This window comes from Pseudarthrobacter sp. CC12, assembly GCF_039907755.1.
GTDB classification, from domain to species: Bacteria; Actinomycetota; Actinomycetes; order Actinomycetales; family Micrococcaceae; genus Arthrobacter; species Arthrobacter niigatensis.
Genome location: NZ_JARDJH010000006.1, coordinates 166,145 through 184,620, shown reverse-complemented (window position 1 = coordinate 184,620; position 18,476 = coordinate 166,145). Strand labels below are relative to the sequence as shown.

Genomic DNA, 18,476 nt, shown 5'->3' with positions numbered 1-18,476 from the left:
TCTGTCTTGTTTTCCCACTGAAAGGAACACCATGACCGCAGAACCAACCGCAACTGCTGCCACCACGCCCGGACGCGTCCTGGTCACCGGAGGTGCCTCCGGACTGGGGGCCGCCGTCGTCGAAGCAGTCCTCCGCTCCGGTGGCACTCCGGTGGTCCTGGACCGCGACATCAGTACCGTCTCCGGCGTCAAGGCGTTCGAAGTGGACGTCGCTGACCGTGCTGCCGTGGAGCACGCAGTCCGGGAAGCCGCGGAAACCCTCGGCGGCCTCGACGCGGTGGTTACCGCGGCAGGGATCGACCGCTGCGGCAAGCTCGCCGACGTCGAAGCCACCGAGTGGGAGAAGGTCATCGGGGTCAATCTGATGGGCACCGTTTCCACCGTGCGCGCCGCCCTGCCGTACCTGAAGGAAAGCCACGGGCGCGTGGTCACCATAGCTTCCACCCTGGGCAAACGCGCCGTGGCTGATGCCACCGCGTACTGCGCCTCCAAGTTCGGCGTGGTGGGATTCAGCCACGCGCTGGCTGCGGAAACCGGAGGGGAAATCGGCGTGACCACCATGATTCCGGGCGGCATGAAGACCCGGTTCTTCGATGACCGGACCGAGCAGTACAAACCGCAGGACGATTCCCGGCTCAACGATCCCGCCAACACCGCACAGGCCATCCTGTTCGCCTTGAACCAGCCCACCGGCTGCGAGGTCAGGGAAATGCTGATCTGCCACGAGGAAGAGGGCTCCTGGCCCTAAACCGGGCACAGGCCGCCACACCCTGGCGGCACAGCCGGACCACCAGCACACGACATACCAGCACCGAAAGGCGGGAGGAACACACCATGCCCACCACAGCCACTGAAACAACCGCAGGCAAGGAAACAGTCGAGGGCGCCGGCATCACCATCCAGGACCCGCGGACCGGTGAAGTGCTCTGGACGGTGCCCCAGGCGGGCCCGGACGCAGTGAATGATGCCGTGGACGTGGCCCGCAGAGCTGCGCCCGGCTGGGCGGCGACAGCTCCGGCCGAGCGCGGCGCGGCCCTTCGCGCCGCCGCCAAGGCGCTGGATGCTGCCGGCCGGGAGCTCGCCGGGCTGAATGCCAGCGAAACCGGGCGGCCCGAAGAAGAAGCGCTTGCCGGAATCGCCGCCGCCGTATCCACCCTTGAGCAGTATGCCGAACTGGGCCCGGTGCACCGCGGCCACAGCCTCCGCGGGAGCCGGCTCGCCTCCGACTACACCATCGCCGAGCCGCGCGGCGTGGCCGTCCTGCTGACCCCCTGGAATGACCCGGTGGCAGTAGCCTGCGGCCTGATCGGGGCCGCGTTGGTGACGGGCAACGCGGTCATCCACAAGCCCAGCGAGCGCTGCCCCCGGCTGGGGGAGGCGCTGGGCGAAGTCCTGGCACCGGCCTTTCCCGCCGGCGTCTTCCTGACCCTCTCCGGCGGCGCAGGGGTGGGGGCAGCCCTGTCCCGGGCGGACGTGGACGTGCTCGCCCACGTCGGTTCCAGCGCCTCAGGTGCCCGGATCGCGGAGGCAGGAGCCCGTACCGGTGCCCACGTCATCCGCGAAAACGGCGGCAACGATCCCTTGGTGGTGGACCGCGACGTGGACCCGGCGTGGGCTGCGGAACAGGCCGCCATCGGCGCCTTCAGCAACAGCGGCCAGATCTGCACCGCCGTGGAACGCATCTACGTCCATCAAGACATCGCCGAGGCGTTCTGCAGCGCACTCGAAGCCGAGGCTGCCCTCCGGAACAGCAACGGATCCGTGGCGCCGCTGGTTGACCTACGGATGCGCGACGCCGTCCACGGGCATGTTGCGGAGGCCCTGGACCGCGGCGCCCGTGCCGTGGAAGGCGGTGCACTGCCGGACGGGCCCGGATCCTTCTACCCCGCCACCGTTCTGGTCGGCTGCACCGAAGGAATGCAGGTAATGGCGGAGGAAACGTTCGGCCCGGTGGCCCCGGTCCAGGTGGTGGACACGTTCGACGACGGCCTGCGCCTGGCGTGCAGCGGCAGGTACGGCCTGGCCGCCACCGTCCTGAGCAGCAACCTTGCGCACATCCAGCAGGCCGTGGCCGCGCTGCCGGTGGGAACGGTCAAGGTCAACGCGGTCTTTGGCGGCGCTCCGGGCGGGGCAGCCCAGCCCCGCGGGGAGAGCGGCGCCGGGTTCGGCTACGGGCCCGAGCTGCTGGACGAATTCACGCAGGTCAAGGTGGTGCACATCGAAGCTCCGCCGGCCTATGCACGGGCCGGCCGTGCCGAAGTGGACCAGCCATGAATGCGTCCCCGGACTCCATCGACCTCTCAACCCAGCGGGCGCTGTCTGACTGGCTGCCGGGAAGGCTGGCCGCCGAAAACCCCTCCATCCTGGTGATCGGCGACGTGATGCTCGATGGCTGGTGGAGCGGCAGCATCGAACGGCTCTGCCGGGAAGCTCCCGCGCCCGTCGTGGACATCCAAACCCGCGAATCGGTTCCCGGTGGGGCGGCCAACACCGCCATGAACCTTGCGGCCCTGGGAGCGAAGGTGGCAGTGGCCGGCATCATCGGCACTGACGACGCCGGCGAGGACCTGCGCGGGCAGCTTGCCGCCGCCGGCATCGACGTCCGGCACCTCCACACCCACCCGGATATGGTCACCACCACCAAGATTCGGATCAGCAGCGGCGGCCAGGTGATGCTGCGCCTCGACGACTCGGCCGGCACTGTCCCGGCCGACGCCCTGGCCGCGCTCGCCGCCTCGGTGCGGGCCGCCGTCGAACGCCAGGACGCCGTGCTGGTCTGCGATTACGGGACCGGGGTAGTGGCAGGCCCCGTCCGCGCCGCACTGGCGGGAACCCTGGGGAACTGGACCGGGGAAGGCCGGCCACTGGTGGTGGTTGACGCCCACGACCCGCGGCCGTGGGCGGCCCTGCAGCCGGACCTGGTGACGCCGAATGCCCAGGAAACCGCGCGGCTGCTCGACCGCCGGCTGCCGGAGGGGCAGGGCAGGGTGGAGGCCGTAGGCGGCGCTGCTGCAGACCTGCTGGCCAGCACCGGCGCGCGTGCGTTGGTGGTCACCCTGGACCGGGACGGAACCGTCCTGCTGACGCCCGACGGCGTGCGGCACCGGACGTGGGCGCGGCCGGCTGCCGAAAAGCAGGCGTCCGGGGCAGGCGATACGTTCGTGGCGGCCCTGACGCTGGCCCGTGCCGCAGGCCTCCCACTGACGGCCAGCCTGGACCTGGCACAGTCGGCCGCCGACGTGGTGGTCCACCAGCCCGGCACTTCGGTGTGCAGTACCGCCCAGCTCAGCCGGTACCTGGAGGCGTTCGCCGATACGGCCTTGAGCGAGGAGGAACTGGAGCGCCAACTGGAGCTGCACCGCGCCCAGGGGCAGCGGATCGTGCTGACCAACGGCTGCTTCGACGTCCTGCACAGTGGCCACACCCGGTACCTCAACCAGGCCAAGCAGCTGGGCGACATCCTGGTGGTGGCGCTGAACAGCGACGATTCCGTCCGCCGGCTCAAGGGATCCGGCCGGCCCATCAACACCATGGCGGACCGGGCAGCGGTGGTGGCGGCGCTGAGCTGCGTGGACTACGTGACAGTGTTCGACACCCCCACGGCCGCCCCGCTGATCCGCCTGCTCCGGCCCGAGGTGTACGCCAAGGGCGGGGACTACACGCCCGAAATGCTGGCCGAGACGCCCGCGGTGGAAGAATACGGCGGCCGCGTGGCCATCCTGGACTACGTGGCTGAACGGTCCACCACTGCCGTGGTGAATCGGATCCGCGACGGCCAGGGGGCTGCCACGGCACCGTAGCAGTGGGCCCGTCCCGGCGGCAGCCGAGGGACGAAGCCGAGGCGCGGCCCGACGTCGTCGCGCCCCCCGCTTTCGGCAACTGACCCTCCAGCCCCCTCGGGGACTCGCCTCAGCTGTACAGGTGGCTGTCCAGGACCGAACGGGGTTTTTCTGCCGGATCCGGGTGGGTGACGATGACGCGGATACCGTCGGGATCCCGGCCTTCGACGACGGTAACGCCGCCCTTTGCGCGGGTTTCCGTATAGCGCCCCAGGTCTTTCAGCGCCCGCTCGAAGTACGCCAGGCCCTCAGCGGTGTCTGTCGCCCACATCAGCAGGTGCTGCCCCAGGCCATCCGAGTAGTGCTCCTCACGGGGGCCGCGTTCAATGAGGTAGAGCTCGAAGCCTCCGGGCGCCAGGAGGAGGGCCGCGTCGGCCGAGCGTATGGTTTCCACGCAGTTGAACAGGTCCCGGTAGAAGGTCACGGACCTGTCCAGCTCCGAGACGAACTGGACGGATGAAGCCACCCTCGCTGTGTATTCCATCCTGTCATTGTTGACCCCGCCGCCGCAGACCACCAGCCTTCCATCAGGCGGTGCGGGCTTCCGGGACCGTTGCCCCGCTTCAGCTCCAATGGCGGGCAGCAACTAGGGTTGACCCTGTACAACTCACACGGACTGAAGCGGGGCAACGGGCAATGGCGAAACGCGGACGGTCGGCGAACCGGGCCGGACGCCCGGCAGCCGGTGTGGTTGAGGTTCCCAAGGGGGCTGTGGTGAACGGTCCGGCAGAGGGCGTCTACTACATCGATACGGGCGACTGTGACCTCATCGCCGACCAGGACAACTCCACCGGCTGGCTCCTGAAGATCAACGGCGTCATGAGCTCGCACATTGACCTGGCCGACCCGTTGTTCCTGGACTTTGAGTACATGCGGTGGATGGCGGCGCTCATTGAGTCGCGGTGGCCGCCGTCGGACGTCTCCGCAGCAAAGCTGCGCGGGCTGCACCTGGGCGGCGGTGCCTGCTCCCTGGCCCGCTACTTCTCCGCCGCCTACCCCGATGCGCGGCAGGTGGTGGTGGAGCTGGACGGGAAGCTCGCCGAGTACGTGCGCGGCTGGTTCGACCTTCCCAAGGCGCCCCTGCTGCGGATCCGCGTGGGGGAGGCCCGTGCCGTGACCGAAACCCTCACGGAGCACACCAGGGACTTCATTATCCGCGACGTCTTCGCGGGAGCATTCACCCCCCGGCCCCTCACCACCGCCGAATTCAACCAGCACGCCAAGCGGGTCCTGGCGCCGGGCGGCTTGTATGTTGCCAATTCCGGTGACGCCCCGGACCTGAAGAACGCCCGGGAGGACGCGGCCACCATTGCGGCCGCCTTCAAGCACACGGTGATCATTGCCGATCCCGCCATGCTGAAGGGCCGGCGGTACGGAAACATGGTGATGGCCGGCAGCGACGTGCCCTTCGGGGACGATCCGCAGCTTCGCCGCCGGCTCCTCGGCGGGGCCGTCCCGGCGCACCTGTGGGATGACGACCAGGTGCGGGCATTCGCGGCGGGGGCTCCGGTCCGCCACGACGCACCCGCACCCTGACCCCGCAAGCACGGCCAGGGAACCCGGGGGGCGTGGGCCCACGCAGTTATCGTCTTCAGCGGCCCAGGAGTGCATCGCGGTGCTCGGACATCCGTTCCCTGAGGGCCTGCACGACGGCGGCCACCGCAGGGCGGCGGAGTGAGTCCGGACGCAGGACCATCCAGTAGGGGAGCAGTTCGCCGATCTTTTCGGGCAGCAGGCGGACCAGGTCGTCGTGGAGGTCGGCCATGAAGCACGGCAGGAAGCCGACGCCGGCGCCGGCACGGGTGGCCTCGACATGGACGAACACGTTGGTGGAGGTCAGGCCGTCCTTCATGGCGGGAACGAGCCGCCGCGGCGCATCGAGGTCGTCCACCTGGAGCATCGAGTCCACGAAGTAGACCAGCGGATGCCCGTTGAGTTCGGCCACGGTGGCGGGTGTCCCATACTCTGCAAGGTAGGCGCGGGAGGCATACATGCCCAGCCGGTAATCGCCCAGGCGGATGGCCTCCGCGCGGTGCACCTGCGGCTCGCCCACCACCACTTCGATGTCCAGCCCTGACCGCTGCTGCAGCGCCCGGCGGGTCATGGTGACCACCTCCACGCTCAGGCCCGGATGGTCCCGGCGCAGCCGTGCCACGGCAGGGGCGGCAATGTAGGCGCTGAAGCCATCCGTCGCGGTCATGCGCACGACGCCGGCAATCGGGTCGGGTGCCTGGCCGCCCGGTCCCAGCGTGCCCAGCACCGCCTCCACCTGTTCGGCCGCCCGCACGGCGCGTTCGCCAAGCTCCGTGAGTTCCCAGCCGCCCGCGGCACGGGACAGGACCCGGCCGCCCAGGGACTTCTCGAGCGCGGCGATCCTGCGCGAGACGGTGGTGTGGTTCAGGCCCAAGGCTTGGGCCGCCGTCGTGAACCTGGCGGAGCGGGACACCGCCAGGAGCACCAGCAGGTCATCGGGGTTCGCGTTCATATCTGCAATTGTGCACACGTTGACTGCCTCTTTGGCCATTGAAGAGCCGGACCTGTGCAGCAATACTCATCTGAGTCACTTGTGCTGGAGATCACAGCACGTGTCAATGTGGACACTGAGGAGAACCATGAGCATTGAGCAAGGCCTGGCGAACGACGCCGGGCATGCACCCAAGGGAACGGGCCTGAAGAAGATTGTCGCCGCCTCCATGGTGGGCACGGTGGTGGAATGGTACGAATTCTTCCTGTACGCCACCGCGGCCACGCTGGTCTTCGGCAAGTACTTCTTCCCCGCCACAGGCAACGACCTGGACGGGATCATCCAGGCGTTCCTGACCTATGCCGTGGGCTTCATCGCCCGCCCGCTGGGCGGCATCGTCTTTGGCCAGATCGGCGACAAGCTGGGCCGGAAGCCCACGCTGCAGCTCACCATCATCATCATCGGTGTTTCCACGTTCCTGATGGGCTGCCTGCCGGGCTTCGCCGACATCGGGTACCTGGCCCCTGCGCTGCTAGTGGCCTTGCGCTTCATCCAGGGCTTCGCGCTGGGCGGCGAATGGGGCGGTGCCGTGCTCCTGGTGGCCGAACACAGCCCCAACAAGACCCGCGCCTTCTGGTCCAGCTGGCCCCAGGCGGCCGTCCCGGTGGGCAACCTCCTGGCCACCCTGGTGCTGTACATCATGTCCACCACCCTGAGCAGCGAGGCCTTCCTCGGTTGGGGCTGGCGCGTGGCGTTCTGGCTCTCCGCAGTGATCGTCTTCGTGGGCTACTACATCCGCACCAACGTCAGCGAATCGCCCATCTTCCTCGAAGCCAAGGAACTGGTGGAGAAGGAACAGGCCGTCAGCTACGGCGTCTTCGAGGTCCTGCGCAAGTACCCCAAGGGCATCTTCCAGGCCATGGGCCTGCGGTTCGCGGAAAACATCATGTATTACCTGGTGGTCAGCTTCGCGATCGTGTACCTCAAGAGCGTGCACAAGTACGACACTTCCTCGCTCCTGCTGGCGCTGCTGATCGCGCACCTTATCCACTTCGCCATCATTCCGCAGTACGGCCGCCTCGCGGACCGGATTGGCCGCAAGCCCGTTTACCTGGCCGGCGCCATCCTGGGTGCCACCTGGCCGTTCTTCGCCTTCCCGATGTTCGATACCAGGAACGCCGTCGTCATCGTCCTGGCCGTGACCATCGGCCTGTGCCTGCACGGCCTGATGTATGCGGGCCAGCCCGCCATCATGGCCGAGATGTTCCCCACCCGCATGCGGTACTCCGGCGCATCCCTCGGCTCGCAGGTGACGTCCATCTTCGCCGGTTCGCTGGCGCCGCTGCTGGCCACCCAGTGGCTGAAGGACACGGGTTCGTGGCTGCCCACCGCCATCTACCTGGTGGTGGCCTGTGCCATCACCACGGTGGCCGTGCTAAGCCTGAAGGAGACCAAGGGCATTGCCCTGGAGGACGTGGACCAGGAAGACGCGGCCCGCGAGGGGCTGCTGACCGCTGGACGCCGCTGACCTGGCTGTTGGGTTGACCCGGCCGCTGGACCGTCCGGGCGCGCAAGTCGTTGGCTGTACACAAGGAGAACTGGAATGGACAACACGTTGAATGGACGCAAGGCGCTGGTCACCGGCGGTGCCAGCGGAATCGGGGCCTCCTGCGTGCGCGCACTGGCGGCGCGCGGAGCGAAAGTTGTGGTGGCCGACGTCGATGCCGCCGCCGCAACGTCCCTCGCCGATGAGGTGGGCGGCAGCGCCTGGGAAGTGGACCTGTTGGACGTCGACGCCCTGGCCGCGCTGAGCCTTGACTGCGACATCCTGGTCAACAACGCCGGCATCCAGCGCATCAACCCCATCGAGGAGTTCGATCCCGCAGACTTCCGCCGGCTTATCAGCCTGATGCTGGAGGCCCCGTTCCTGCTCATCCGGGCTGCCCTGCCGCACATGTACGCCAACAAGTTCGGCCGCGTCATCAACTTGTCCTCGGTTCATGGACTGCGCGCCTCTCCGTTCAAAAGCGCGTATGTCTCGGCCAAGCACGGCCTGGAAGGGCTCAGCAAGGTGACCGCGCTTGAAGGGGGACCGCACGGTGTTACGTCGAACTGCGTCAACCCCGGATACGTGCGCACGCCTTTGGTGGAGAAGCAGCTCGCGGACCAGGCCAAGATGCACGGCATCCCGGAGTCCGAGGTCCTGGCGAAGGTGATGCTCACCGAAGCCGCCATCAAGCGCCTGGTGGAGCCGGACGAGGTGGCGTCCCTGGTGGCCTGGCTGGCGTCCCCGGCCGCCGGCATGGTCACCGGCGCCAGCTACACCATGGACGGTGGCTGGTCGGCCCGTTAGTACTTCAGTCCAGGGGTTTGACCAGCCGGTGGTCAAAGAAGAAGACGCCGTACGGGGTCTTCACTCCCACTGACCGGCGGTCCTGCCACACGACGACCCCTTCGCGCCTGCCGCTGAAGGGGTCGTCGCCTATGACGGTGTCCCCTACCCGGTAAGGGCAGCGGGGTCCGAAAGCCGTCAACGTGCGGCCCCATGCCCCGGAAAGGGCGGACCCCAGGCTGACGGGCCGGCCCATGCCGGAAAGATCCTGTGCGTAGTCCCTGGCCATGTGACCAACTCCTTCAAGCGGCAGCCTGCCGCCTGCTAACGGTGCTGGTTGGCCGAATGCTCCCAGCGGAGGATGGTCCTCCCATTCCGGCCGCCACCGTACGGCTACGCTAAGCGCTATTCACACCAGCCACACCGGTAACAGGTACTTATTTTCCGGTGCTGCGACTACTTGGCCGGGACGGCCCCGTTGATGATCTCTTCGGCGTGGTCAAAAGCCCAGGCTGCCAGAGGCACCAGCAGCGCACTCAGTTCGTAGCCCCGGTCGGTGAGGCTGTAGTCCACCCGGGGCGGAATGACAGGCTGGGCTTTCCTGCTGACCAGGCCGTCGCGCTCCAGGGTCTTCAGCGTTTGTGCCAGCATCTTCTCGCTGATGCCCTCGGCCCGCCGCCGCAGGTCGCTCCACCGCTGTTCGCCCTCCGACAGGGCAATGAGGAGCAGGACGCCCCATTTGCTGGTGACGTGGTCGAGCAGTGTCCGGCTGGGGCACCCGGCCGGGAACACGCCGTCGTCAAAGGCCATGGGCAGGGGGGGCGGCTCGCATGCCACAAGCTTACTCCAGGGTCAGTACCTTACTTCAAAGTGCGTACTCACTTTTGGGAAGTTATCCGCCGACGGGCCGGTTGTGCCCTTCGACAGAGCAAAATCCCGAAAGGAATCATCGTGAGCATTGTTGTTACAGGCGCCACTGGCCAGTTGGGCCGCCACGTTCTTGAAGCACTCCTGGAGCGTGGGGTGGCGGCCGGGAATATTGTCGCGGCCGGCCGGTCCGTGGCGAAGCTGGCGGACTTCGTGGAGCGCGGGGTACGCGTACAGCCGATGGACTACGCCGACGCCGGATCGGTTGCCGCTGCCTTGAAGGGTGCCACGCGGGTGCTCCTGATCTCCGGCAGCGAAGTGGGACAGCGGGTTGACCAGCACCGCACCGTTATCGAAGCGGCCAAGGCCGAGGGCGTGGAGCTGCTGGCCTACACCAGCATCGCCAACGCGGACACCACGTCCATGTTGCTGGCCGACGAGCACAAGGCCACCGAGGCGCTGCTGCGTGAGTCCGGGGTTCCGTTCGTGCTGCTGCGCAACGGCTGGTACCTGGAAAACTACACGGAGCAGCTGCCCGGAACGCTTGCGCAGGGCGCTGTTGCGGGAAGCGCCGGTGACGGCAAGGTCAGCGCCGCTGCCCGGGCCGACTATGCCCACGCGGCTGCCGCGGTTTTGGTGGCCGACGGCCAGGCCGGCAAGGTTTACGAGCTTGGCGGCGACAAGGCCTTCAGCATGGCGGACCTCGCTGCGGAGATCAGCGCGGCCACCGGGAAGGCCGTCAGCTACAACGACCTGCCCGCGGGGGACTATGCGGAACTGCTCGCGTCCGTGGGTGTGCCGGAAGCCTTTGCGGAGATCCTGGCGGATTCCGACATGGGCATTGCCCGCGGCGACCTCCTGGTCAGCACCGGCGACCTCCGGCGGCTGATCGGCCGCCCGACGACGTCCCTTGGCCAGGCGGTGCGGGCCGCCGCTGCTGCCGCGTAGGACAGCCGAACTGAAAGGTGCCCGTTCCCCATTGGGGGCCGGGCACCTTTTTCTCTGTCTCTTAGGCGGGCTGGGACGTTGTTCGCTGCGCCGGTTGTGCTTCCCTCGGGTTACTTAACCAGGTCGTTGGTGTACGTATCGGCAAGCTTGATGTCCTTGTTTCCCACGTCAGGGTTGGCCACCTGCTGGGTCTTCAGGACTGCCTGGACGCCGTCGTCGGTAAAAGTGCCGTCCTTGCTCAAAGTCTTCTTGAGGTCATCGATGACCTTGGCGTAGAGATCCTTGTCGCCGCCGGCGAAGTTTTCCGGCATCTTGGCCGCGATTTCTGCCCCCGAATGCCCGTTGATGTACTCCAGGGTCCGCTTGATGGCCTTGGCCAGCTTGGTGGCGGTGTCCTTGTTCTGGTTGAGCCAGTCAGTCTTGGCGTACAGGCAGGCGGAAGGCCAGGAATCGGTGGCGAACACTTCCTTCAGGCCCTCGGAGCTGCGGACATCCTCCAGGACCACTGGGTTGTGGCCGATGCGCTTGGTAAGCACTGAGACGTCCGGTTCGAGCATCACTGCGGCGTCGACCTGGCCCTGCTCAACAGCGGCAACGGCAGATGAGCCGGCGCCGATGGCGGAAACAGCTGCATCAGACTGCTGCATGTTGTTCTTGGCCAGCAGGAACTTCACGAACATGTCGGTGGAAGAACCCGGAGCTGTGACGCCCACATTCTTGCCCTTCAGGTCCGCGATGGACTTGATCTGGCCTTCGTTCTTCGGGGACACCAGCAGGGCCAGGCCGGATGACTGGCCCATGTCCACGAACGCTTTGATCTGCTGGTTCTTGGCCTGCATCTGGATGGTGTGCTCGTAGTACCCGCTGGTCACGGTGGTGCTGCCGCCGATCATGGCGGTCAGGGCCTTGGAGCCGCCCTGGAGGTCCTGGAGCTCAACATCCACGCCCTCATCCTTGTAGTACCCAAGTTGCTGGGCCAACGTGGTCGGGAGGTAGGTCAGGAGGGTCTGTCCGCCGACGCCAATCACCACCTTGCCACCGCCCCCGCCGCCGGCAGTGGCCGATCCGCTTTGGCCGGGAGGGGCCGCCGCGGGTGCGCCGCAGGCTGAGAGCGCCAAGGCAACCGACGCAATCAGGGTCAGTGGCCGGAGGAGGACCCGGCCACGGCGCCGGGTTGCTTTCTGTGTCATGAGTGTCCCTTTCAGGCGGGTTGTTGAGTTTCAGCGCAGGTAAAGCAGCTCTTGGGCCGGTCGGGGCCAGGGGTCAGGAAGACCGGACCGGGCGCCACCTGAGCAGGTGCCGCTCCAGGCGGTTGACGAGGAGGTCGATGATCAGGACGACGATCATAAGGATGAACATCCCCGCAAACACGCCCTTGGTGTCGAACACGCCCTGGGCCTGGGCGATGGCATATCCGACGCCTCCCGACGCGCCAAGGTACTCGCCCACCACTGCGCCGGTAATGGCGAAGCCGACGCTGATATGCAGGCTCGAGAAGATCCAGGTCAGGGCGCTGGGGATGAAGACGTGGCGCAGGAGCTGCTTTTCGCTGGCCCCCAGCATCCTGGCGTTGTCCACCAGGACCCGGTCCACGCTCTTGACCCCTTCCAGGGTGTTGAAGAAGACGATGAAGAACACCAGGGTGAAGCCGAAGGCGACCTTGGACCAGATGCCAAGGCCGAACCACAGCAGGAAAATCGGAGCCAGGACCACGCGCGGGAGCGCATTGAACATCTGGAGGAAGGGGTCCAGCAGCCGCTCAAGGAAGCGGACGCGGGCGAGGATAAAGCCCAGGAGGAGTCCGACGGCGGCTCCCACCAGGAAGGCGAGGATGGCTTCCTGCATGGTCACCCAAAGGTGGGGGAATACGAACCCTGAGGACACCCAGAGCCATACGGTCTGGAAGATGTCCGAAGGGAGGGGGAAGAAGAATTCGTCGATCACCCCGGCCCGTCCCAGGACCTCCCACGCTCCCAGGACGAGAACCGTGAGGAGGAGCTGGATGCTCCGCATGGCCAAGGGTGACATTTCTCCCCGGCGGGCCGGCCGGCTGGCGGGCCTGCGGTCCTGGGTGCCGCCGGGAGAGCCGTTCCCGCGGGACCCGGGCCTCCGTGAACCGAGTATGGTCACGCCGCTTCACCTTCCTCCGCCATAGCGTTTTCGTAGGTCTTTGAAACTTCGACTTTCAGGCGGCCCCAGATCTCGCGGTGCAGCGCCACAAACCGGGGGTCGTCACGGATATCCAGCAGGTCGCGCGGGCGGGGGATGTCGATTTGGTAGCTTCCCACCACCCTGCTCCCGGGGCCGGCTCCCAGAATGACCACTTCATCGGACAATGCGATCGCTTCGTCGAGGTCGTGGGTAATGAAGACCACTGCCTTGCCGGATTCCTGCCAAAGCTGCAGGAGTTCGTTTTCCATGATCTGGCGGGTCTGGACGTCGAGGGCTGAAAATGGCTCGTCCATGAGGAGAATGTCCGGGTTCACTATCCAGGCCTGTGCGATGGCCGTGCGCTTGCGCATGCCGCCGCTGAGCTGGTGCGGATAGCGGTCCGCGAAGTTCTTGAGGCCCACCTTTTCGAGCCAGCGCCGCGATTCCGAGTGGGCCTCCGCCTTGGAGACGCCGGCCATGGTCAGGCCCAGGCTGACGTTGTCGATGACCGTTTTCCACGGCAGCAGGGCGTCCTGCTGGAACATGTAGGACGCCCGGCGGTTCACTCCCGCCACCGGCTCTCCGAAGCTCTTGACCTCTCCGAAGCTGGGAGTCAGAAGCCCTGCTGCCATGTTCACGATGGTGGACTTGCCTGATCCCGTCGGGCCGACGATCGAGACGAAGCGGCCGGGTTCCACCTTCAGGTCAATGTCGCGGACTGCGAAGTAGGTCTCGCCCCCGGATGTTGGAAATTGTTTGGTGCACCCGGTGAGCTCCACGGCATATCCGGACGTGGCTGGCTGTGCAGCTGGCATCTTTGCCTCTTCCCGGCCAACTCCGGCCGTTTGTTTCCCCCTGTTGGTCCACGCTGTCGGAACGAAAGTGGTGCATCGGTCCGCGTCCGGAGACCTGCGTGCGGTCTCTGGTGGTGTTACTCGTCGGCAGGTCCTTCCTGCCACATCGTGGGTTCTCCATCATGATGTGGACCTGATGCTAACAGTTACTTCGGTCACACTCAACGACCCCTCGGCTCATACACTTTCCCCATGAGCTCCAGCGAAACGTCGGCCACGCCCCTGTTGGTCCTGCGGAAGATCACGGCCATCCTCGATGCTTTCTCCCTCGCGCAGCCCGAGCTGTCGCTGGCCGAGATCCGATCCAGCACCGGGGTACCGCACTCCACCGTCCAGCGCCTTGTGGCGAACATGGTGCAGGAAGGGATTCTGGACAGGCACGGAGACCGGTACCGGGTGGGGGTGCGGATGGCCCACTGGGCGGCACCGGCAACCCAGGGGCTGGATTTCCTGGAGCTGCTGACGCCCGTGCTGCGAAGGCTTCGTGACGAGCTGGGCGAGACCGCCTGCATCTTTCGCGAATCCCAAGGGAAACGGGTTTGCATCGCCCTTGCCGAGACCCGCCGCATGCTCCGGCGGGCGGTAAGTGTCGGTGAAATCATGCCGCTGCACGTGGGTGCGGCGGGGCGGGTCCTGCTGGCCTGGAATCCGGAAGTTGCCGAGCGGGTGTACCGGTCGGGCCTGGCATCACTGACCGACCAGACCATCACCGATGCCGCGAGCCTGGAAGAATCGGTCGCCAAAGCCCGCGCGGACGGCTTCGCCATCACCACCGGTGAGCGTGTGTCCGGCGCCAGCGGCATCTCGGCGCCGATTTTCGGCCCGCAGGGCGAACTCTTCGGCGCTCTTACGGTGATGGGGCCCGCCCTGAGGATGCCCTTCGACGTCTGCGCGTCCTGGGTGGAACAGGTGCTGGCGGCCGCGGAAGAGGGTACCAGGGTCATCGGAGGCACCATCCCGCAGTAGCGACGATTTCACCTCCCTCTATCCACATTGTGAATTTAGGTCCACAATATGAGTTGTCGTGCCAACGATGCTTCGCGATCCCACGGCAGGCCGGGCAACGCGGCCCGGGCACCGGTTGCCGTCAGAACAGGAGTCCCAAAGATGGTGGAAACTTCCCAGACCGCACCCCCTGACGGCATGCGCGCCGGGCAGGACGCAGACGCTGGACCTGGCGGACGGTCGTGGACAGGGCCCAGCGCTGCACCTGCCCCTGGCGCTGCCATGGAAAAGGCCGGCGGCCCGTTGACCGGCGTGCGTGTCCTGGAGCTCGGATCACTTATCGCAGGCCCGTTTGCAGGACGGCAGCTCGCAGACTTTGGCGCGGAAGTCATCAAGATCGAGTCACCCGACCGTCCAGACCCCATGCGGGAATGGGGGCGCGCCCGGGTGCATGGCCACACGCTCTGGTGGTCAGTCCAGTCCAGGGGGAAGAAATGCGTGACGCTGGACCTCAAGTCGCCCCGCGGACGTGAACTGTTCCTGGAACTCTGCAGGGAAGCCGACGTCATCCTCGAGAATTTCCGCCCTGGAACACTCGAAAAACTGGGGTTCGCCCCCGATGTGCTTTGGCAAAGCAACCCAGGCCTGGTCATCGCCAGGGTTTCCGGCTACGGCCAGACCGGACCGGATGCCAACAAGCCGGGTTACGCGTCCGTGGCAGAGGCCCGCGGCGGCCTGCGCCACCTCAACGGCTACCCGGACCAGGCTCCGCCACGGACGGGCATTTCGCTGGGGGACAGCCTGGCGTCGCTCTATGCGCTGCAGGGAATCCTGCTGGCCTTGTATTGGCGTGATGCCCGGGGAGGGACGGGGCAGGTCGTGGACGTGTCCCTTGTTGAGGCATGCTTTTCCCTCCTGGAAAGTGCCGTTCCCGATTATGCGGCTCAAGGTATTGTGCCCGGCCCCAGCGGTTCCGGGCTGAAGGGCATAGCGCCGTCGAATATCTTCCGCTCCAGCGACGGAAAGTGGGTGGTGATCGCTGCCAACCAGGACTCTGTGTTCGTGCGGCTGGCTGCTGCAATGGGCACCCCGGAGTTGGCTTCCGACCCCCTCTACAGCAACCATGCTTCCCGGGGAGTCAACCAGGAGGCGTTGGAACAACTGATCGCCGAATGGGCGGCAGGCTTCAACCACTCGGAACTGGTGGCGTGCCTTGACCGGCACGCTGTTCCCAACAGCACTGTGAGTACCATCGAGGACATCTTCGAAGACCCCCAGCTCCGGGCGCGCGGGATGCTGGTTGAAGTTCCCGATGAACAGTTGGGGGCGGTGGTCCAGCCGGGCGTCATCCCCAAGCTGTCCCGGACCAGCGGCGGCATCGCGTGGAACGGGCCGCTGTCGCCTGGCTCCCACAACAGCGACGTCTACGGGGGTCTGCTCAAACTGAACGACGAAGAACTGCAGCATGCCAAGGACGAAGGTGCCATCTGATGAACGGAATTGCGGGAACCGGTACTCGCGGAGATTCAGTCTCCATCGTTGACGTCAGTCCCCGGGATGGGCTGCAGAATGAAAAGATTCCGGTCAGCACCCACGACAAGCTGCGCCTAATCAACGATCTGATTGCCTTGGGCGCCAGGCGGATTGAGGCTGTGAGCTTCGTCAACCCCAAAAAAGTTCCGCAAATGGCCGATGCCGATGCCGTCATGGCCGGGGTGCCGCGGGCTGCCGGCGCCAGCTACATCGGCCTGGTTCTGAACACCCGCGGTGCGCACAGGGCGGTGGACGCGGGCGTGGACGAGATCAACTACGTCCTGCCCGTGACTGATGCCTTCGCCGCAGCCAACCAGAACACGACTGTCGCCGCCGCCCTGGACGCGCTGGAAGAAGTATCCGGAATCGCCGCCGCTGCCGCCATTCCCGTCACGGTTACGGCCGCCGTAGCTTTCGGTTGTCCGTATCAGGGTGACGTGCCTGGAGAGCAAGCTCTTTCGGTGGTCCGCAGGGCACTGCAACGAGGTCAGCTGGCCGAGGTTGCCTTGGCGGACACCATCGGCTGCGCCGTCCCATGGCAGGTCAACGAGGTCTTTGCTGCCCTGGTATCCGAAACGGGTGTGCCGCTGAGGGCCCACCTGCACGAAACGCGACACACTGCACTGGCAAACACCTATGCGGCCATGGCAGCCGGCGTCAGGGTCTTTGACAGTGCCGTGGGAGGCCTGGGCGGATGCCCGTTCGCCCCCGGCGCGGCCGGCAATATCTCCACGGAAGACTTGGTGTGGATGTTGGAACGGGCAGGGTTTGCCACGTCGATGGATCCGCTGGCAGCCACCGAACTGGGGCGCTGGATCTGCGCCAAAGTGGAGACGGCCCCGCGCTCAGGGCTCGCCGGCGCAGGAGTGTTCCCCAAGGCTGCCTAGGCCCGGGGGAACACTCTGCGCCAAACGCCGCAACGGCGGAGTTGCAGTGACGTTATCCTCAGCCCCGCCTGCTTCCGGCGGAAGCCTTTGTCCCTGCGGTCCCGACCACCTGCAGCGGCGGGGTCTCGTCCTCAAGGTGGGGCCTCCGTCGTCCGTCACCCTTGATCCACAGGCGGTAGGCCAGGACCAGCAGCCCCAGCCACACGGCGCCCACGTACAGCGCAATCCGGGTGTCCTCGAAGGCGCCCAGGACGGCGATCACCAGCGCCATGAACGCGATGGTCAGGACTGACGCGGCCGGCCACCACGGCGAGGGGAATTCCGACGCCGGCAGTCCCTTCCTTGCGATTTCCCGCTTCATGGCCACGTGGGACGCCAGGATCATCACCCACACCCAGACGGTGGCGAAGGTGGCGATGGAGGCAATAACGAGGAACACGTCTTCGGGGATGACGGCGTTGAGGACCACGCCCACCAGCAGGATCCCGGCCATCATGACCACGGTCATCCAGGGGACACCGTGCCGCGAGACCTTCCCGAAGGCGGCGGGCGCGTGGCCCTGGTTGGAGAGTCCGAAGAGGATGCGGCCAGCGCCGAAGATGTCGCTGTTGATCGCCGACAGCGCTGCCGTGATGACCACGGCGTTGAGGATGTGCGGTGCTGCGGGAATGCCCAGGCTGCTGAAGATCTGCACGAAGGGGCTGCCGCTGGTGCCTACCTGGTCCCACGGGAAGAGGCTCATCAGGACGCCCAGGGTGAGGACGTAGAACAGCAGCACGCGCACCGGGACGGTATTGACGGCCTTTGGGATGACCTTCTTGGGGTCGGCTGCCTCGCCGGCCGTGATGCCCAGGGTCTCGATCCCGCCGAAGGCGAACATCACCACGGCGAAGGATGCCAGCAGCCCGTCGAAGCCGTTGGGGAACAGCCCGCCGTGCCCAGCCAGGTTGCCAAGGCCGGGCGCCACGGTGGAGTCCGCGGCCTGGAAACCGAACACGATGATTGCCGCGCCGCCGGCGATCATGGCGACGATGGCCGCTACCTTGACCAGCGAGAACCAGAACTCCAGCTCGCCGAAGACCTTGACGCTGAGCAGGTTTAGCGCGGCCAGGAAGCAGATGACGGCCAGGATCCAGATCCAGCGGTCAACCTGCGGGAACCAGAATCCCATATAGATGCTGAACGCGGTGACGTCGGCAATGGCGACAATGGCCATCTCGAACACGTACGTCCAGCCGGTTACGAACCCGGCGAGGGGCCCAAGGTAGCGGCCTGCGTACTGGCTGAAGGAGCCGGACACCGGGTGCCGCACCGCCATCTCGCCCAGGGCCCGCATCACCATGAACACCGCGGCGCCCCCGATAATGTAGGCCAGCAGGACGGCCGGTCCTGCTTTCTGGATGGCGGAGGCGGAGCCGTAGAAGAGGCCCGTGCCGATGGCCGAGCCCAAGGCCATAAAGCGGATGTGCCGGACATTGAGGCCCCTGTTGAGGACTTGTCCGACGACGGCTGCCGGCTTTTGCGTTTCCACCGGACTTTGCGTCCGGGTTGGGGTGGGTTGCATAGAGTTACCTTCTCGTCTTTGGGAGGGAGCCGCTAACCAGCAGACCATTTCCAGGCCCTTCGTGATGAGGCTCACGGAGGCTTGGTGTCTTC

The 18,476-nt window shown here is 66.4% G+C and carries 18 protein-coding genes; 10 read left to right on the top strand and 8 right to left on the bottom strand.

The features are described 5' to 3' along the window. The first annotated feature begins 31 nt into the window (after positions 1-31). The 3 genes from PV772_RS07565 (at position 32) to rfaE2 (ending at position 3,800) form a co-directional block, all read left to right on the top strand. Positions 32-748: an SDR family oxidoreductase gene (locus PV772_RS07565; RefSeq protein ID WP_347885791.1), complete on the top strand. Its 717-nt coding sequence runs from the start codon at positions 32-34 to the stop codon at positions 746-748. 86 nt (positions 749-834) lie between these two features. Next, a complete protein-coding gene (locus tag PV772_RS07560) occupies positions 835-2,274 on the top strand; it encodes an aldehyde dehydrogenase family protein (RefSeq protein ID WP_347885790.1) in 1,440 nt (479 codons plus the stop codon). Further along, positions 2,271-3,800 carry a D-glycero-beta-D-manno-heptose 1-phosphate adenylyltransferase gene (gene rfaE2 / locus PV772_RS07555; protein ID WP_347885789.1) on the top strand — a complete coding sequence of 510 codons (1,530 nt, stop codon included), beginning with the start codon at positions 2,271-2,273 and terminating at the stop codon, positions 3,798-3,800. The genes PV772_RS07560 and rfaE2 overlap by 4 nt, the downstream gene beginning before the upstream one ends. Positions 3,801-3,909: 109 nt before the next feature. On the opposite strand, the gene PV772_RS07550 is transcribed toward rfaE2, so the two are convergent. After that, positions 3,910-4,323: a VOC family protein gene (locus PV772_RS07550; RefSeq protein WP_347885788.1), complete on the bottom strand. Its 414-nt coding sequence runs from the start codon at positions 4,321-4,323 to the stop codon at positions 3,910-3,912. Between the two features lie 152 nt (positions 4,324-4,475). On the opposite strand from PV772_RS07550, the gene PV772_RS07545 reads away from it, so the two are divergent. After that, positions 4,476-5,375: a fused MFS/spermidine synthase gene (locus PV772_RS07545; RefSeq protein ID WP_347885787.1), complete on the top strand. Its 900-nt coding sequence runs from the start codon at positions 4,476-4,478 to the stop codon at positions 5,373-5,375. Positions 5,376-5,430: 55 nt separating this feature from the next. On the opposite strand, the gene PV772_RS07540 is transcribed toward PV772_RS07545, so the two are convergent. Beyond that, entirely contained in the window at positions 5,431-6,324 is an 894-nt protein-coding gene (locus tag PV772_RS07540; RefSeq protein WP_141158372.1) for a LysR family transcriptional regulator, read from the bottom strand. 127 nt (positions 6,325-6,451) lie between these two features. Between PV772_RS07540 and PV772_RS07535 the strand changes: the two genes are divergently transcribed. Both PV772_RS07535 and PV772_RS07530 read left to right on the top strand, forming a co-directional pair. Then, a complete protein-coding gene (locus tag PV772_RS07535; RefSeq protein ID WP_141183160.1) occupies positions 6,452-7,831 on the top strand; it encodes an MFS transporter in 1,380 nt (459 codons plus the stop codon). A gap of 75 nt (positions 7,832-7,906) precedes the next feature. Then, complete coding sequence (locus PV772_RS07530; RefSeq protein ID WP_347885786.1) at positions 7,907-8,656, top strand: 3-hydroxybutyrate dehydrogenase; 750 nt, start codon at positions 7,907-7,909, stop codon at positions 8,654-8,656. 4 nt (positions 8,657-8,660) lie between these two features. Here the strand turns inward: PV772_RS07530 and PV772_RS07525 are convergent, their stop codons facing one another. Beyond that, positions 8,661-8,924, bottom strand: a complete 264-nt coding sequence (locus PV772_RS07525) for a hypothetical protein (RefSeq protein WP_141183161.1) — start codon at positions 8,922-8,924, stop codon at positions 8,661-8,663. Positions 8,925-9,091: 167 nt separating this feature from the next. Continuing rightward, entirely contained in the window at positions 9,092-9,445 is a 354-nt protein-coding gene (locus PV772_RS07520) for a helix-turn-helix domain-containing protein (protein ID WP_141183522.1), read from the bottom strand. Between the two features lie 141 nt (positions 9,446-9,586). On the opposite strand from PV772_RS07520, the gene PV772_RS07515 reads away from it, so the two are divergent. Further along, the gene (locus tag PV772_RS07515; RefSeq protein WP_347885785.1) at positions 9,587-10,450 is read left to right on the top strand and encodes an SDR family oxidoreductase; all 864 of its coding nucleotides are present in this window, start codon (positions 9,587-9,589) and stop codon (positions 10,448-10,450) included. A gap of 110 nt (positions 10,451-10,560) precedes the next feature. Here PV772_RS07515 and PV772_RS07510 read toward each other — a convergent pair whose 3' ends face one another. The 3 genes from PV772_RS07510 to PV772_RS07500 form a co-directional block, all read right to left on the bottom strand. Beyond that, positions 10,561-11,640 (bottom strand): ABC transporter substrate-binding protein, encoded by a 1,080-nt coding sequence (locus PV772_RS07510; RefSeq protein ID WP_347885784.1) that lies wholly within the window; start codon positions 11,638-11,640, stop codon positions 10,561-10,563. A 73-nt stretch (positions 11,641-11,713) separates the two neighbouring features. Further along, complete coding sequence (locus PV772_RS07505; protein WP_347885783.1) at positions 11,714-12,580, bottom strand: ABC transporter permease; 867 nt, start codon at positions 12,578-12,580, stop codon at positions 11,714-11,716. After that, complete coding sequence (locus PV772_RS07500) at positions 12,577-13,416, bottom strand: ABC transporter ATP-binding protein (RefSeq protein ID WP_347885782.1); 840 nt, start codon at positions 13,414-13,416, stop codon at positions 12,577-12,579. The genes PV772_RS07505 and PV772_RS07500 overlap by 4 nt, the downstream gene beginning before the upstream one ends. A 231-nt stretch (positions 13,417-13,647) precedes the next feature. Between PV772_RS07500 and PV772_RS07495 the strand changes: the two genes are divergently transcribed. From PV772_RS07495 to PV772_RS07485, 3 genes are all read left to right on the top strand, one after another. After that, entirely contained in the window at positions 13,648-14,421 is a 774-nt protein-coding gene (locus PV772_RS07495; protein ID WP_141183163.1) for an IclR family transcriptional regulator, read from the top strand. Between the two features lie 141 nt (positions 14,422-14,562). Further along, positions 14,563-15,891, top strand: a complete 1,329-nt coding sequence (locus tag PV772_RS07490) for a CaiB/BaiF CoA-transferase family protein (RefSeq protein WP_347885781.1) — start codon at positions 14,563-14,565, stop codon at positions 15,889-15,891. After that, positions 15,891-16,820: a hydroxymethylglutaryl-CoA lyase gene (locus tag PV772_RS07485; RefSeq protein WP_347885780.1), complete on the top strand. Its 930-nt coding sequence runs from the start codon at positions 15,891-15,893 to the stop codon at positions 16,818-16,820. Before PV772_RS07490 ends, PV772_RS07485 begins: the two co-directional genes overlap by 1 nt. Positions 16,821-16,878: 58 nt before the next feature. Here the strand turns inward: PV772_RS07485 and PV772_RS07480 are convergent, their stop codons facing one another. Further along, positions 16,879-18,384 carry an amino acid permease gene (locus tag PV772_RS07480; protein ID WP_347885779.1) on the bottom strand — a complete coding sequence of 502 codons (1,506 nt, stop codon included), beginning with the start codon at positions 18,382-18,384 and terminating at the stop codon, positions 16,879-16,881. Positions 18,385-18,476: the final 92 nt, after the last annotated feature.